Below are 15,396 nucleotides of genomic sequence, written 5' to 3' on the forward strand. Positions count from 1 at the left end.
CCAACGGCAGCACTCGATCTCACGCATCACGCATCACTCGTCATGCATCACGGAGGGCGTTACGCCGTGCCCTCTCGGGGCGGCCTCCGGTGTAACCGCCCCGCGCTGCCCGCGTAGCAGCGTCCCCTCCAGCCTCCGCCCGCCATGCCCGTTTCTCGGCTCGTCCCGCTGCTCCTCCTCGCCCTGCTCACCGTCGCCTCGGCGCAGGCGCAGCACGTCCTCACCGGCCGCATCACGGACGCGCAGACCGGCGACCCGCTGCCCGCCGCGACAGTGCAGGTCGAGGGCACGTACACGGGGACGATCACGAACGGAGCCGGGGCCTACGAGCTCCGCGTCGGCGCAGTCCCCGCCGTGCTCGTCGTACGGTTCATCGGGTACGAGACGGCACGGCGGACCGTCGCCGAGGCGGGCGCGGTGGACGTGGCGCTCGCGCCCGTCGCGCTGCAGGCACCGGAGATCGTGGTGACGGGGGAGAACCCGGCCATCAACATCATGCGCCGCGTGATCGAGCGGAAGCAGGTCTGGCAGGCCGGGCTGCACTCGTGGCGGGCCGAGGCCTACGCCCGGCAGGTCCTGGGCCGCGACACGAGCATCGTCGGGATCTCCGAGGGCGTGACCGAGGCGTACTGGCGGCGCGGCGACGGCGTCCGCGAGGTCGTCCGCGGCGTCCGGCGGACGGAGAACATGCAGGACCTCAGCGCCGAGTTCGTCAGCGCCGCCGACGCGATTCTCAACTTTTACGACGACGAGATCGAGCTCGCCGGCTACGACCTCATGGGGCCGACCTCGCCCGACGCGCTCGGCTTCTACGCCTTCACGCTCGAAGGCACGCGCTACCTCGACGACGAGATCGTCTACGACATCGCGCTCAAGCCGAAGAACCGCTTGCAGCCCGGCTTCGTCGGCCGCGTCTCCGTGCTCGGCGGCGCGTATGCGCTGCTCGACGTGGCGCTGCGGCCGAGCGAGTCGGTCCGCATCCCTCTCGTGACGGCGTTCGACCTCGCGTTCGGGCAGCAGTTCTCGTCGTTCGGGCAGGAGGTGGCGGGCGAGGCCGTCTGGCTCCCGGCCGACTTCCGGCTCGAAGGCCGCGGCCAGTTCGGGATGCTCGGCCTCCAGTTCCCCGAGATGCGCTTCCGCGTCGTCGCCCGCCTCACCGACTACGCCGTGAACGTCGCCGTGCCGGACTCCCTCTTCGATTCCGACGAACGCTCCGTTGTCGACTCGGCAGCCGTCGCAGCGGACACCGTCCTCGCGCGAGCGGGCGTCGTCGTCCCGCTCGAACCGCGCGAGGCGGTGGCGTACGCCCGGATCGACAGCACGGACACGATTGCGAAGGCGTACCAGCCGACCGGCTTCTTCGCCCGCTTCGTGGACATGGAAGACAACGACGACGGCGGCACGACCGTCAACGTCGGCGGCGGGCGCAGTGGGGGCCGGGCGCTCCGGTTTGACTACGAGCCGAAGCTGTGGTACAACCGCGTCGAGGCGGCGCACCTCGGCGGCGAAGCGACGGTCGGGCTCGGCGGTGCGCGGCTGCGGGGCGAACTCGGGTATAGCACGGGGCTCGAAACGCTGACGTACGAGTCGGAGCTGTCCTACCGCGTCCCGCTCACGCGGCGCGACGGGCTGCGGCTCGCCGTCGGCGTGCGGCGCGAGATCGCCCCGCGCATCGGCTCGCTGGCGTACGGCCGCCTCGTCAACTCGGTCGCCACGCTCGTCGGCGAGCCGGACTACTTCGACTACTACCGGCGCGAAGGCGCGTTCGCCGAGGCGAGCGGCACCATCCGTCCCCTGCGCACGCGCGTCCGCGTGTTCGGCCTCGCCGAAGTCCACCGCTCGGTCCGGGCCACGTCGGGCTACGACCTCTTCGGCCGCAACGAACTGCCGCTCTTCAACCCGCTCATCCCCGAAGGCGACCTCCGCTCGCTCGGTGCCGAAGTAACAGTCGGGAACGTGTCGAGCGGCGTCGAGGCTGCGCTCACCGGGCAGCGCGGCGTCCGCCTCCGCGTCGAGGCCAGCGACGGCGCGCTCGGCAGCGACTTCGACTTCCTCCGCGCTGACGCCGTCGCCGCCGTGCGTGTCCCGACGTTCCTCCGCCGTCGCCTCTTCCCGAACACACTCGACCTCCGCCTCGCGGGCGGCGTCCACGGCGGCGACCTCCCGCTCCAACGCCACTTCGGGATCGACGGCACCGTGCTCGGCTACGCGCCGAGCGGCGTTTTCCGCTCGCTCCGGGGCCGCCCCGTCGAGGGCGACCGCTACGTCGCGGCGATGTGGGAGCACGACTTCCGCAGCGTCCCGTTCGAGCTCCTCGGGTTCGAAGCGCTCGCCGCCCGCAACATCAGCCTCAGCGTCTTCGGCGCCCACGGCCGGACGTGGCTCGACGGCTATGACCCCGACGCGCTCGCGCTGTGGGTGGTGCAGCCATCCGACGGATGGATTCACGAGGTCGGCGTCTCGCTCCACGGCGGGTTCTTCCTCCCCGTCCGGCTCGATCTCGCGTATCGGATCGACGACCCCGGTCTCTTCGTGTCCTTCGGCGTGGCGCGGCTGTTCTGAACCGGCTCCGTCGTGTGGCGAGATTTCGAGTTGTGCGTAACTCGTGAAGGAGGAGGCCCGTAGCGCAGATACACCAACCCTGCTAAAAATTTAGCAAAGAGGTTTCTGCCATGACACGCGCCATCGCCCTTCTCCTCGTCCTCGCCGTCGCCGCTCCTGCCCTCGCCGGCCCTCTGTCCCCTGAAACCCCCGAGTGGCCCACGCCGGAGGCCACGTGGAAGAAGGCCGATTGGGACGCCTTCAGCCAGAACCTCGTCGTCGGCCTCGCCACGGAGAACGACGGGCTCCGCGCGAGTGCGCTCCAGATGATCATCCGCTACGGCGACAACCTCGACGTTCGCGACGCGACGTTCGACGTCGTCGAGATCTACCGCAGCCATCCGAACGAGCGGATGCGCCGCCTCGCCGCCGTGACGTGCCTGCACCTGAAGAATGAGTGGGCGATGAGCTTCCTCCGCATGTCCGAGCCGTTCGAGGGCTCCGACACCGTGCTCCACACCGTCCGCGCCCTCCTCGCCGAGCACGACGCCCGCAAGCAGGCACGGGTCGAAGTCGGCTCGCTCGGCATGATCGCCGACGAGACCGAGCGCTAGCCCCGCCGGGGTTCGGCGCGTCCGCCGGGGGGTGGCGTGCCGACCCCCGACGACGGCGCGAGGGCTACCTTCCATGTCGCAGCCCTCACCGCCACCGCTTGACTCCGATGCGCCTCGACCGCCTCCGCGACCTCTGCCTCGCCCTCCCCGAAACCACCGAAGGATTGCCGTTCGGCCCCGACCCACTCGTGTTCAAAGTCGCCGGGAAGATGTTCGCCCTCCTCTCGCTCGACACGATCCCGAACCGCGTCGGGCTGAAGTGTGACCCCGATTGGGCGCTCACGCTCCGCGAGGAATACGACGGCATCGGCACGAGCCCGTACCTCCACAAGCGGCTGTGGAACTCGGTGACGCTCGACGGCAGCGTACCGTCGGCGCTCGTGCGCGACCTCGTCGAGCATTCGTACCGCCAGGTCGTCGCCGGGTTGAAGAAGGCGGATCGGCTTCGGATCGAGGCGGCCGAGGGCTACCCGGCCGCCTCTTCGGAGTACGGTTGACGAGGGGACGGAACACACCTCGGAACTGGCATAAGGTGCGAGTCCAAGCGCTATGCCTTTCCACTCGTCATCCCCGCGCAGACACGAGTGTCGTAGGCGGGGACCCACAGGAATAAGCCAGCCGGTGGGTCCCCGCCTGCGCGGGGATGACCCTGTATTGAGGATCGGAGCACAGTTGACTCACGAAGCCGTTCGCCTGAGTGGGCTCGTCCGAGTTCGTGGCCCGGTTTAGCGGACGAGCACGAGCCGCTGCGTGGCGGCCGAGCGGCCCGCTTCGAGCCGGGCGATGTACACGCCCGAGGCCGCGCGAGCACCGGCCGCACCACGCCCGTCCCACACCACGTTGTACGTCCCCGCCGCCTGCGGCTCGGCGACGAGCGTGCGGACGCGCCGACCGAGCACGTCGTACACCGTTAGCCGGACGTCGACCGCTTCGGGGAGCGTGTAGCCGAGCGTCGTCTGCTCGCGGAACGGGTTGGGGTAGCCGCCGTCGAGCGAGAACGCCGTCGGAATCGCGTCGTCGTCGGAGGCCGTGAGGATATCGCCCGTCGAAGCAAGCAACGCGAGGCGGCCGTGGCGCGAGCCGACGGCGATCTCCGGCGCGCCGTTCCCGTCGATGTCGGGGACCACGGCGACGACTTCCGCAGCCTGATCGAGCGTGCCGTTGCCGATGGTGTAGCCCCACACAGTCGAGCCGTCGGCACCGGAGAGGAGGAGGGCACGGCCGCCGCCCGTCGCAGCCGAAAGGTCGGCGATGCCGTCGCCGGTGACATCGCGAAGCGCGGCGACGCCGAAGACCTGCGTGAAGCCGGTCACGGCCCAGATCGGTGTGCCGTCATCTCCGTCGACCACGCGGAGCGCGCCCGACGAGGTGCCCACCGCGACATCGGCGGAGCCGTTTCCGTTGAGATCGTCGGTGACGGCGATGGCCCAGCCCGTCGCGAGGCCCGTCTGCTGCCAGACGACTTCGCCCGTCAGCCCGTCGAGCCGGACGAGGCGGTTCGTGCTGCCGAGCCCGTTATTGCCAGTGTAAAGAAGGTCTTCGCCGCCGTCGCCGAGCGGGTACGGGGCGAACACGAACGGCGTCGTCTGCGGTTCATGTGTCCACAGGAAGAGTCCGTCGTCGGCGGCCCACGCCGAGACGAAGCGGTTCGGGTCCTCGCCGCCGCCCGCCACCGCGAGCACCTCGCCGTTGGCGAGCGCGATCTGCTCGACGACGAACGAGGGGAGGCCCGGCGTCCGCGACCACAACTCCTCGCCCGTCGCCCCGTCGAGCCCGTAGACCCGGCGGTTGTTGAACGGGTTCGGGCTCTGCGCGCTGGCGGTGCCCGTGCCCGTCGCCACGTCCGGCACGCCGTCGCCGGTCACGTCGAAGCGGGCCGAAACGGAGTAATACGACGCGAGGAACGGGTCGGTCTCGGAGCCGACCTCCCAGATCACCGAGCCGTCGACGCCGCTGAGGGCGAAGACGTGGTCGTTGCCGCCGTCGGTCGAGAAGATCACGTCGGGCGTGCCGTCGCCGTCGAGGTCGTGGCCGGTTTCGAGCGCGGTCTCGAAGAGGCCGTCGGTGCCGGAGATCGCGCCGCAGTTGTTGTTGTCGGTGCACGTGTCGAAGGACCACAGCACGTCGCCCGTGCCCCAGCCGTTGCCGTTGACGGCGAAGACGAGGTAGTTCTCCGTCCCGACGATGAGGTCGTCGTTGCCGTCGCCCGTGAGGTCGCCGGCCGAGGCGATGTGGGTGATTTTGAGGTCGTCGAAGCTCGTGTTCGGGTTGTCCGGGACGGTGAGCGTCCACAGCGCGTCGCCGCCCTCGATCTCCGGGTCGACGCCGATGCCGGTAAGGGTGACGTCGATGGTCGGCTCGTTCGGGTTCTCCGTAGCGAGCGTGAGCGTCGCCGCATACGCGCCGACGGCCGGGGGCGCGAAGGCGACGAGGACGGTGACGGTGTCGAAGGTGGCGATCTGGAGCGGGTAGTCGAGGTCGGGAATCGAGAAGGCGTCAGCGTCGCCGGAGATCGTGATGCCCGTGACCGTCGGGTCGAGGTCGCCCGTGCCGATGATCTGGAGCGGCCAGAGCGCCTGCGCGAAGCTGCCGTACGGGTTCTCGATGCGGACCTCGCCGAAGTCGTGCTCGTCCTCCGCCACGCCGACGTCTGGCTCCGCGATTACCCCGAAGCCGACGACGGAGATCTCGACCGTCGCGTTCGCCACATCGTTCGTCGTGAACGAGAGAGTCGCTTCGAGCGGCCCATAGTCGAAAGCCAGCGCGAATAGCTCGACGGCACCCGATTCGCCCGGCGCGAGCGTGAACGGGTCTCCGTCGCTGGCGAGGACGAACGCGCTGCTCCCGGTGAGCGTCTGCTCGCCGATTTCGAGCGGGGCGTCGCCCTCGTTCGTGATCGTCACGGCTCCGCCCACCGGCAGCGATGTGTCGACGACGCCGAAGTCGAGCACGTCCACGTCGTCGGCATAGACCGGCGTGCCCTCGGTCGAGAGGTCGATCTTGTAAATCACGTCGTCGAAGCCGCCGGGCTCGTCCATCACGGCGTAGAGGAACTGCGCGCCGTCGTAGGCGAGGCCACGCGGCCGGCCAGCGCCCGTCGGCACCTCCAGCGTGTCGAGCACGTCACCCGTGATGCGGTCGAGCTTCCAGAGGACTTCGATATCGGAACCGGAGTCATCGCCGACGTTCGTCGCCCACATCGTCCCATCGTAAAGGAGCGCGATCCCGCCGGGCTGCGTCGAGGGGAAGGGTAGGGTGTTGAGTACATCGCCATTGAACGCGTCGATGACGACAATCCCAGCCTCGTCGTCGGGGTGCGCCTTCGCCACCAACAAGGCCTGATCACCTCCAAATCCTTCAATAAAGGCAAGCCCATTCGAGAGCTGGCTGGGCGCGGGGATCTGATCGAGCACGGCACCTTCTGGGCTCACGGTGAAGATCTCGGGCGACGACGTGAAGCTCTCGCTCACGCGGAAGTTCTCGCCGTCCCACGTCAGGCCGAGCGGCGTCGGGAATGCCTCCCCGAGAGAAATCGTCGAGAGCACCGAACCGTCGTCGGGATCGATCTGCAAGATGCGGGGCTCCGACGACGAGCGGACGACGGCCCACAGCGAGCCGTCGTGGAAGTCGAGTCCGTGGAGCGTCGGGTTGCCGGGGATCTCGAAGAACTCGACGTAGGTCTGCGCGCGGACGGAGCCGGCGGCGAGTGTCGCGAGGGCAGCGCAGAGGAGGAATGCGTAGCGGAGAGGCATGGGACCGAGGGTTAGGTCGACGGGAGGGCCAAGGTAGGCGCTGCACGGTATAGCCGCAACGGGGCGATGCCGTCCGGCTGAACATCGGGGAAGGGTGGGCCGTTACAGGTCGGGAAGGCGCGAGTGATAGCGCCTCGGACACTTCTCTCTATCCATTCTCTCCTCTACCGCCATGAACGCCCTCTCTCTCTCCGCACGACGGCCGCTCTTCCTGGCCCTCTTCGCCCTCCTCCTCTTCCCCGCCTGCTCCACGACCGAGCGCGCCGCCGACACCACCGCCGACGCCGCCGAGGACGTAGGCGACTTCACGGTCAACGCCGCCGAGGAAACGGCCGAGTTCGCCGCCGACGTCGGCGAGACGGTCTACGATGCGGCCGGCACCGCGTGGGATGCCACCACCGACCTCTTCGACGACGACGACGACCTCGACGCCGCCGCACTCGTCCGGCCCACCTCCGCCGGCTCGGCGCAGGGCACCGTGAAGTTCTACGAGATGGACGACGCCCTGCGCGTCACCATCAGCCTCCGTGACCTCGACCCAGGGATGCACGGCTTCCACATCCACCAGAACCCCTCGTGTGACGCCGCCGACACCGACGGCGACGGGATGATGGAGCCCGCCGGGGCCGCCGGTGGTCACTGGGACCCCCACAACACCAACAACCACGGCGCGCCGACCGAGAACGTGAGCGACAAGCACGCCGGCGACCTGGGCAACATCGAGGCCGGCCCCGATGGGACCGCCACTACGACCTTTACCGTCACCGATTTCGATCATGATGTGGACGGCCGCGCTATCGTGGTGCATTCGGGCCGCGACGACCTCGAGACCGACCCCGCCGGCGGTGCCGGGACGCCCGTCGCCTGCGGCGTCATCATGGACCGCTGAGGGCGGGACGGTGGGGGATAGAAGGTAGAGGACGGATCTGCCACCCTCCATCCTCTACCTTCTCCCCACGCGCCCGCTGCCACGTCGTTGGCAGCGGGCGCGTGTATTTTAGCGCGACCCTCCCCGCGCCCGACCGACCGATGCCCGACGAGACTCCGAGCCTATTCCCCCTCTCCGAGAAGGAAGAGAAGAAGCGGAAGAAGAAGGCCGGCAAATCCGCCACGCCGCTCATGCGGCAATACTGGAAGATCAAGAACCGCCACCCCGGCGCGATCCTCCTCTTCCGCATGGGCGACTTCTACGAGACCTTCGAGGACGACGCGAAGATCGTCTCCGACGTGCTCGGCATCACGCTGACGAAGCGCTCGAACGGCGCGGCCGACGACGTGCCCCTCGCCGGCTTCCCGCACCACGCGCTCGACGCGCACCTCCCGAAGCTCGTGCAGGCCGGCTACCGCGTCGCCGTGTGTGAGCAGACCGAGGACCCGAAGTACGCCAAGAAGATCGTCAAGCGCGACGTGGTCGAGGTCGTCACGCCGGGCGTGTCGTTCCGCGACGGGCTGCTCACGCCGAAGCAGAGCCACTACCTCGCCGCCGCCGTGTGGGGCCGGGAGAAGAACGAGAAGGGTTGGGTCGGCTTCGCGTTCGTGGACGCGACGACGGGCGAATTCTTCGTCACCGAAGTGCCCGAGGCGCGGTTCGAGGAGTTGCTGCTGACCGTCGACCCGGCCGAACTGCTCGTCGACAAGCGGCAGAAGGAGGAGGCGAAGCGGATCCGGGGGACGCACTTCGCGCTCACGCCGCAGGAGGACTGGGTGTTCGGCTACGACTTCGCCTACGAGACGCTCCTCCGCCACTTCCAGACGCACTCGCTCAAGGGCTACGGCGTCGAGGAACTGGGCCTCGGGCTCGTCGCGGCGGGCGCGGCGCTCTACTACCTCGGCGAGACGCAGAAGGGTCGCGTCCCGCACGTCCGCCGCATCCAGCGCTACGCCGCCGACGACTACATCGCACTCGACCCGCAGACGAAGCGCAACCTCGAACTCGTCGCCTCGATGCAGGGCGGGCGTGAGGGCTCGCTCATCCAGATCCTCGACCGGACGAACACGCCGATGGGCGGGCGGATGCTGCGGCAGTGGCTCGTCCGCCCGCTCCGCTCCGTCGACAAGATCCAGCAGCGGCTCGACGCCGTCGACGCGCTCTTCACCGGGGCGCGCCTGCGCCGCGCGCTCCGCGACGAGCTGAAGCACGTCGGCGACCTCGAACGGCTCGCGGCGAAGGTCTGCACGGGGCGGGCGACGCCGCGCGACCTCGTCACCCTCAAGCTCACACTCCGTCAGATTCCGCTCCTCAAACAGGCGCTCGAAAGCGAGACGTGCGAGACGCTTGCGAAGGTCCGCGACGGACTCACGCTCTGCACCGGCCTCGTCGAGCGGATCGGCGCGGCGCTCGACGACGAGCCGCCGGCGAAGACGGACGCGGGCGGCTACATCCGAGCCGGGTTCTCCGAAGAGCTCGACGACCTGCGCGGGATCGCGTCGTCGGGGAAGGAGACGCTGGCGCGGTTGCAGGCCGAGGAGAGCAAGCGGACGGGGATTCCGAGCCTGAAGGTCGGTTACAACAGGGTGTTCGGCTATTACCTCGAAATCACGAACGCGCACAAGGACAAAGTCCCCGACGACTACATCCGCAAGCAGACGCTCGTCAACGCCGAGCGTTACATCACGCCCGCGCTGAAGCAGTACGAGGAGAAGATCCTCACGGCCGAGGAGCGCATCGTCGAACTCGAAGCGCAGCTCTTCGCCGAGCTGCGGATGGAGGTCGCCGAGGCGGTCGAGCCCGTGCAGCGCAACGCCCGATTCCTCGCGCTCCTCGACGTGTTCTGCTCGCTGGCCGAAGTCGCTGAGCAGCACGGCTACGTCCGCCCCGCGATCGACGACAGCCGCGTGCTCGACATCACCGACGGCCGGCACCCCGTCGTGGAGCGGGCGCTGCCGGCGGGCGAGGCGTTCATCCCCAACTCCGTCCGGCTCGACGACGACGAGCAGATCCTCATCATCACCGGGCCGAACATGGCCGGCAAGAGCGTCGTGCTCCGCCAGGTCGGGCTGATCGTGCTCCTCGCCCAAGTCGGCGGGTTCGTGCCGGCCCAGCGGGCGCGCATCGGCGTGGTCGACAAGATTTTTACGCGCGTCGGCGCGAGCGACAACCTCGCGGCGGGGGAGAGCACGTTCCTCGTCGAGATGAACGAGACGGCGAGCATCCTCAACAACGCCACGCCGCGCTCGCTGATCTTGCTCGACGAGGTCGGGCGCGGCACGTCCACGTTCGACGGGCTGAGTATCGCGTGGGCCGTCGTCGAGTACCTCCACGAGCACGCCGAGGTGGCCGCCCGCACGCTCTTCGCCACGCACTACCACGAACTGAATGCGCTCGCCGACCGGCTCGGGCGCGTCCGCAACGCTCGCGTGCAGGTGCAGGAGCACGACGGCAAAGTCATCTTCCTCCGCAAGCTGATCCCCGGCGGCGCCGACCACTCGTACGGCATCGAGGTCGCGCGGATGGCGGGGCTGCCCGAGGCGGTGATCCGCCGCGCAAAGGCCGTGCTCCACCACCTCGAAGCGCACAACGTCGCCGAGGAGATCGCCCACGCTGGCGGCCCGCCGCCTGATTCACCGGACGCCTCGGGCGACGGCGCGATGCCCGCCGCTCACGCCGCGCGCCCTGCCTCCGTTGCTCCCGCCGTGCCGCCCGCGCTCCCCGAAGCCGCCCACCCGGACCCCGCCATCATCGAAGTCATGGACCGGCTCGACGACTTCGACCCCGACCGGATGACGCCCATCGAGGCGCTGATGGCGCTCGCCGAGCTGAAGCGGATCGCCGAGCGCTGACGGCCCGGTGATCGGCACGGCTCGGTGCGGTACTTTCCCGGAGTCCCTCGTGCCCTGACGCCGTCGCCATGCCTGCCCGGATGCGCCCCCGCTTCGAGTTCGTCGCCCCGTGCCCGCCGGCGCAGGCGGCGGAGCGTCTGCGCGAAGCGCTCGGCCGGCCCGAGGCGTGGTGCCGGGGGAATGTCTACCGCGGCCACGCCGTGTTCTACGTCCCCGCCGCCGAGGAGCGCGTCTGGTCCCCGTTCCTCTCGCTCGACTTCGACGGCGTCCACGAGCAGACGCGGGTGCGGGGGCTCTACGGCCCGAAGCCCGCGACGTGGAGCCTGTTCATCGCGGGCTACGCCATCTGCGGGTGCCTCGCCCTCTTCGCCCTCGTCTACGGCTGGGCGCAGTGGTCGATCGATCAGACGCCGTGGGCGTTCGCCGTGCTGCCCGCCTCTGCCCTCGGCGCGCTCGGTGTCTACGGCCTCGCCCGCTATGGGCAGTGGCGCGGCCGGGCGCAGATGGAAGCCCTCCGCCAGTTCGTCGACGAGGCGGTCGGGGCGCCGGCCGAACCTGAGAGCGTGCGCGGCTAGACCTGGTGGTCGTGGCGCTGCTCGGCGAGGCGCTCGACGTCGGCGACGGTCTCGGGGAGGGCGCGGACGGTTTCGAGCGCCATCGACCAGTGGGGGAAGAGGCGGCGCTCGCGCGTCCCTCGGGCAAGGACCTCGACATCGGTGTGACGGCGGTCTGCGTCGATCCGGTCGTAGGTAGCGCGGACGGCGGCCTCGGGGCCTTCGAGCCACTGCACGAACACGCCCGGCCCCTCGAACGGGACGAGCGTGGTCGGCGGCGGGGCTTCGGGGTCGGGCTCGGGCAGCGGGGTGGGCGGGCCGTAGAGCAGCAACCCCGTCACGCCGACGCGGGCGTTGTTGCGCATCGACGACATCAGGATGGGCAGCAGATCGCGCTCGTCGAGTTCGCGGGTGGCGCGGGAGCGGTAGAGGAGCGTGTGCAGGAGGGACATGCGAAGAGGGCGCTAGCGAGGGGGACCGCAAGGTAACGGTGTCGCACCTCTTCGGGCTCCCCACCGCACCGACGACGTTCCACGGGTATCGGTGGGCTACGGGGTGGGCTGGTGGCGGGCCGCGGCGAGGCGTGCGATCGCGTCGGCGGAGGAGGGGAGAGCCCCGCTCGGCTCCAGGGCCATCGCCCAGTGAGGGAAGAGCCGGTGCGTGCTCGTGCCGGTCCCGAGGAGGACGAGGTCCGTGTGGCGGGTGTCGTGGGCGATGCGGTCGAAGTAGAGCGCCCGCACTGCGTCCTCGGGCCCTTCGAGCCATTGGACGAACGCCCCCGGCCCGTCGAAGGGGACGACGCTCGTGAGCATCGTCAGGTCCGCCTCGGCGTTGGGGAGCGACTCCTTCGGGCCGTAGAGCAGGACCCCGGTGATGCCGTCGCGCGCGTTGTTGCGCAGCGAAATCATGAGGAGGCGGAGGAGGTCGTGCGCGTCGAGGACTCGGACGGAATGGGACCTGTAGAGGAGCGTGAAGAGGTCCGGCATGGGCGTCGGGTTCGGGTCTAAGCGCAAAGTACAAAAACCTTGATCGAAGGGTGTGGCAGGCTCCGGCATGCCTGCGGCGAGCCGTAGCCGGGGGCGTCTCGGTTTCTCGATCGCGAGGACCAAATAGGACGGGCAGGAGGTTAGACCTCTCCCTTCTCCCGGTTAGCCCTTCCGCCATGTTCTTCAACTCCTGGGACGCGCTCGGCCGCATCCTCCTCGTCGGCACGCTGGCGTACGTCGCGCTCGTCTTCGTCCTCCGCATCTCCGGCAAGCGGACGCTCTCGAAGATGAATGCGTTCGACTTCGTCGTCACCGTCGCCCTCGGCTCGACACTGGCCTCGACGATCCTCTCGAAAGACACGGCCCTCGCCGAAGGCGTGCTCGCGCTCGCGCTCCTCATCGGTCTCCAGTTCTTCATCACGTGGTGCTCGGTCCGCTGGGAGTGGTTCCAAAGCCTGGTCAAGTCCGTGCCGACACTCATCTACTACCGGGGCGAGTTCCAGCAGGCGGCGATGAAGCGCGAACGTGTGACGACGGAGGAGGTCCGCTCAGCCGTGCGGAAGCATGGGAACGCGAAGATGGCCGACGTCGCCGCCGTCGTGCTCGAGAGCGACGGGTCGTTCACGGTGATGAGCGACCTGGAGAAAGGCGATGCCCACGATGCGCTGGCGAACGTGGAGGGAACCAGCGACCGACCTCACCTCCAGCCCGGCCAGACGAAGGGGGCTGTCGCTTGAGACGTGTGGAGGTATGGAGGTGTGGACGTAAGCTTGGAGAGGTATCGACTCAATAAATTCTAGCCACGGACCACGGACCACGGACCACGGACCACGGACCACGGACCACCGTCAGGCCAGCACCTGCCCGAAGGCGATCTCCTCGGCGGCGAGGACGAAGACGGTCGAGGGGAGCCCCGCCGTGCGCTCGCGGAAGCGGGCGTAGTAGGCCTCGAAGTCGTCCCCCTCCGTCGGGGCTGCCATGCCGAGGAAGACGAGGTCGGCGTTGGCCGAGGCCGTGCGCAGGATCTCGTCGAACGGGCGGCCCTCGGCGACGATCACGTCGAGCGCCGCGCCGGTGCGCGTCCGGGCGATGATGGGGAGGAGGCCGGCGCGCGTGGCCTCGGCGGCGGCGGCGTCCGGGGCGACGATCTTCAGGCGGATCTCGCTGCCGCGCCACGTCAGGCTCGTCGAGAGGAGGTAGGCGAGGATCAGCATAAGCCCGCCGTTCCCCTTCAGCCCGCCCCACCACACGTCGATCCGCTTGCGCTCTCCGTAGCCTCGGTCTTCGTCGTCGCGCACGATGACGACGTTGCGGCGGGCGGAGTAAAAGTGCTCGATCATCGCGCAGTAGCGAGCGCGGAGGGCGGGGTCCTGGCTGTCGCCGAGGAGCACGGTGTTCGGCGTGAGCGAGCCGAGCCCGTACGACTCGACGAGGCGCTCGGCGCCGACGAACGGGTCGGGTGCGGCGATGACGCGGGCGAGGCCCTGCACGGCGCGCTGGGCGAGGTACTCGCGGATGTTCTTCTCCATCGCTTGCTGGCGCTCGGCCGAGACGCCGGGCGTGGTGAGCACGGTCGAGACGGTGAGGAGCGCGCGGTTGTGCGAGATGGCGCGGGCGAGGTCGATGAGGTGCCAGCGCCGCGTCGGCGCGCCGGAGAGGACGAGGAGGTGGGGCCGCCAGTTCTTCGCATCGGCCTCGTCGCGGAGCCGCATCAGCCCGGCGCGCGTGATCGCCATCCACAGCCCGCTCCGCACGTCGCCCCACGCCGACTCCAGGCTCCGCCGCTCCAGCCACACGTAGACGCCGAGCACGAAGAGCACGGCCACGACCGTCGCCGCCGCGTTGATGAGGAACATCACGGCCACGCAGCCGAGCGCGCCGAGGAGCGAGAACGCCCAGTGGACCTGGAACGTCGGCCGGAACGACGGGCTCCGCAGGAACCGCTCGATGCCCGCCGCGATGTTGAGCACGCCGTAGGTCGTGAGGAAGAACATCGTGAGGACGGGCGCGATCAGGTTGAGGTCGCCGAAGTAGACGGCGACGAGCGCGAGCGCGAGCGTGAGGACGGTCCCGGCGCGCGGCGCGTCGTCGTCGCCGGAGCCCTTGCCGAGCCAGCCGAGCTTGCGCGGCAGCACGCCGTCGCGCGCGAGGGCCTGCAGCACGCGCGGCGCACCGAGGACCGAGCCGAGCGCGCTCGACAGCGTTGCGCCCCAGACGCCGAGCAGGATCGCGTCGCCCCAGTACGCCATCTTCCGCATGATGAGCGGGTCCGCGATCAGCGTCGCCGCGTCGGCGCGCATCGCGAGGAGGACCGGGAGCGCCATGTAGATGAGGTAGCCCACGCCGACGGCGGCGAACGTCCCGCGCGGGATCGAGCGGCTCGGGTCGCGGAGGTCGCCCGACATGTTGACCCCGGCCATGATCCCCGTGACGGCGGGGAAGAACACGGCGAAGACGACCCAGAACGGCTCGCTCAGCCGGTCCGCCGCGCCCCACATCTCGATACTCGTCTCCTCGATCGGGCTCCCGAAGAGGAGGGAGACGAGCGAGAGCGCAATCGCGGCCATGATGAAGTACTGCGCCCGGATCGCCGTCTTCGCCGAGACGAGCGCGAGCACGGCCACCGCCACCGTCGTCACGAGCCCGACGACCTTCTCGTTCACCGCCGGGAACGCCCGCCCGACGCTCTCCGCGAAACCGATCGTGTAGAGCGCGATCGAGAGCGCCTGCGCGAGGTAGAGCGGGATGCCGACCGCCCCGCCCGTCTCGATCCCGAGCGAGCGGCTGATCATGTAGTACGCCCCGCCCGCCCGCACCCGCTGGTCCGTCGAGATCGCCGCGATCGAGAGCGCCGTCAGAAACGTGATCGCCGTCGAGAGCGTGACGATGAGCAGCGCCCCGAGCAGGCCGACGTTGCCGACCACCCACCCGAAGCGGAGGTACATGATGACGCCGAGGATCGTCAGGATCGACGGCGTGAAGACGCCGCCGAACGTGCCGAGCCCGCCCTCTTTGCCGGGGGCGACGAGTTCGTGCGGGGGACGGAGGCGCTGACGGAGACGGCGGAGCATGAGCCGGGGGCGGGGCGAGCGGGCCGCGAAGGATAACGCAGCGGGCCCTCCGAATGCACGACTCGGAGGGCCCGCCTGTCACGTGGCGACCCGCGAAG

11 protein-coding genes are annotated in these 15,396 nt (G+C 69.6%); 7 read left to right on the forward strand and 4 right to left on the reverse strand.

Features of this window, described 5'->3' with window-relative positions; all coding sequences use genetic code 11:
• Nucleotides 1-144: 144 nt before the first annotated feature.
• The 3 genes from ABJF88_13025 to ABJF88_13035 all read left to right on the forward strand — a co-directional run bounded on the left by ABJF88_13025 (nt 145) and on the right by ABJF88_13035 (nt 3,652).
• A complete protein-coding gene (locus ABJF88_13025) occupies nt 145-2,562 on the forward strand; it encodes a DUF5686 family protein (GenBank protein MEP0547850.1) in 2,418 nt (805 codons plus the stop codon).
• A 110-nt stretch (nt 2,563-2,672) separates the two neighbouring features.
• Complete coding sequence (locus ABJF88_13030; protein MEP0547851.1) at nt 2,673-3,155, forward strand: hypothetical protein; 483 nt, start codon at nt 2,673-2,675, stop codon at nt 3,153-3,155.
• A 107-nt stretch (nt 3,156-3,262) separates the two neighbouring features.
• Entirely contained in the window at nt 3,263-3,652 is a 390-nt protein-coding gene (locus ABJF88_13035) for an MmcQ/YjbR family DNA-binding protein (protein MEP0547852.1), read from the forward strand.
• Nucleotides 3,653-3,880: 228 nt separating this feature from the next.
• Here ABJF88_13035 and ABJF88_13040 read toward each other — a convergent pair whose 3' ends face one another.
• Nucleotides 3,881-6,907 (reverse strand): PQQ-binding-like beta-propeller repeat protein, encoded by a 3,027-nt coding sequence (locus tag ABJF88_13040; protein ID MEP0547853.1) that lies wholly within the window; start codon nt 6,905-6,907, stop codon nt 3,881-3,883.
• Nucleotides 6,908-7,079: 172 nt separating this feature from the next.
• Between ABJF88_13040 and ABJF88_13045 the strand changes: the two genes are divergently transcribed.
• From ABJF88_13045 to ABJF88_13055, 3 genes are all read left to right on the forward strand, one after another.
• Nucleotides 7,080-7,796: a superoxide dismutase family protein gene (locus ABJF88_13045; GenBank protein ID MEP0547854.1), complete on the forward strand. Its 717-nt coding sequence runs from the start codon at nt 7,080-7,082 to the stop codon at nt 7,794-7,796.
• Nucleotides 7,797-7,936: 140 nt separating this feature from the next.
• Nucleotides 7,937-10,687, forward strand: coding sequence for a DNA mismatch repair protein MutS (gene mutS / locus ABJF88_13050; protein ID MEP0547855.1), 2,751 nt, complete (start codon nt 7,937-7,939; stop codon nt 10,685-10,687).
• 68 nt (nt 10,688-10,755) lie between these two features.
• Nucleotides 10,756-11,262 (forward strand): hypothetical protein, encoded by a 507-nt coding sequence (locus tag ABJF88_13055; GenBank protein ID MEP0547856.1) that lies wholly within the window; start codon nt 10,756-10,758, stop codon nt 11,260-11,262.
• On the opposite strand, the gene ABJF88_13060 is transcribed toward ABJF88_13055, so the two are convergent.
• Together ABJF88_13060 and ABJF88_13065 are read right to left on the reverse strand one after the other, a co-directional pair.
• Nucleotides 11,259-11,693 carry a BLUF domain-containing protein gene (locus ABJF88_13060; protein MEP0547857.1) on the reverse strand — a complete coding sequence of 145 codons (435 nt, stop codon included), beginning with the start codon at nt 11,691-11,693 and terminating at the stop codon, nt 11,259-11,261. The two genes, ABJF88_13055 and ABJF88_13060, sit on opposite strands and share 4 nt — an antisense overlap.
• Before the next feature lie 96 nt (nt 11,694-11,789).
• Entirely contained in the window at nt 11,790-12,227 is a 438-nt protein-coding gene (locus ABJF88_13065) for a BLUF domain-containing protein (protein MEP0547858.1), read from the reverse strand.
• Nucleotides 12,228-12,403: 176 nt separating this feature from the next.
• Here ABJF88_13065 and ABJF88_13070 point away from each other — a divergent pair, with 176 nt between their 5' ends.
• A complete protein-coding gene (locus ABJF88_13070) occupies nt 12,404-12,964 on the forward strand; it encodes a YetF domain-containing protein (GenBank protein MEP0547859.1) in 561 nt (186 codons plus the stop codon).
• 111 nt (nt 12,965-13,075) lie between these two features.
• Here the strand turns inward: ABJF88_13070 and ABJF88_13075 are convergent, their stop codons facing one another.
• Nucleotides 13,076-15,298: an amino acid permease gene (locus tag ABJF88_13075; GenBank protein MEP0547860.1), complete on the reverse strand. Its 2,223-nt coding sequence runs from the start codon at nt 15,296-15,298 to the stop codon at nt 13,076-13,078.
• Nucleotides 15,299-15,396 lie beyond the last annotated feature (98 nt).

This window comes from Rhodothermales bacterium (assembly GCA_039944855.1).
Taxonomy (GTDB): Bacteria; Bacteroidota; Rhodothermia; order Rhodothermales; family JANQRZ01; genus JBBSMX01.

Coding starts and splice junctions, on each gene's coding strand:
- ABJF88_13055 (MEP0547856.1), top strand. CDS start 10,756: ATGCCTGCCCGGATGCGCCCCCGCTTCGAGTTCGTCGCCCCGTGCCCG.
- ABJF88_13025 (MEP0547850.1), top strand. CDS start 145: ATGCCCGTTTCTCGGCTCGTCCCGCTGCTCCTCCTCGCCCTGCTCACC.
- mutS (MEP0547855.1), top strand. CDS start 7,937: ATGCCCGACGAGACTCCGAGCCTATTCCCCCTCTCCGAGAAGGAAGAG.
- ABJF88_13030 (MEP0547851.1), top strand. CDS start 2,673: ATGACACGCGCCATCGCCCTTCTCCTCGTCCTCGCCGTCGCCGCTCCT.
- ABJF88_13035 (MEP0547852.1), top strand. CDS start 3,263: ATGCGCCTCGACCGCCTCCGCGACCTCTGCCTCGCCCTCCCCGAAACC.
- ABJF88_13060 (MEP0547857.1), bottom strand. CDS start 11,693: ATGTCCCTCCTGCACACGCTCCTCTACCGCTCCCGCGCCACCCGCGAA.
- ABJF88_13070 (MEP0547859.1), top strand. CDS start 12,404: ATGTTCTTCAACTCCTGGGACGCGCTCGGCCGCATCCTCCTCGTCGGC.
- ABJF88_13045 (MEP0547854.1), top strand. CDS start 7,080: ATGAACGCCCTCTCTCTCTCCGCACGACGGCCGCTCTTCCTGGCCCTC.
- ABJF88_13040 (MEP0547853.1), bottom strand. CDS start 6,907: ATGCCTCTCCGCTACGCATTCCTCCTCTGCGCTGCCCTCGCGACACTC.
- ABJF88_13075 (MEP0547860.1), bottom strand. CDS start 15,298: ATGCTCCGCCGTCTCCGTCAGCGCCTCCGTCCCCCGCACGAACTCGTC.
- ABJF88_13065 (MEP0547858.1), bottom strand. CDS start 12,227: ATGCCGGACCTCTTCACGCTCCTCTACAGGTCCCATTCCGTCCGAGTC.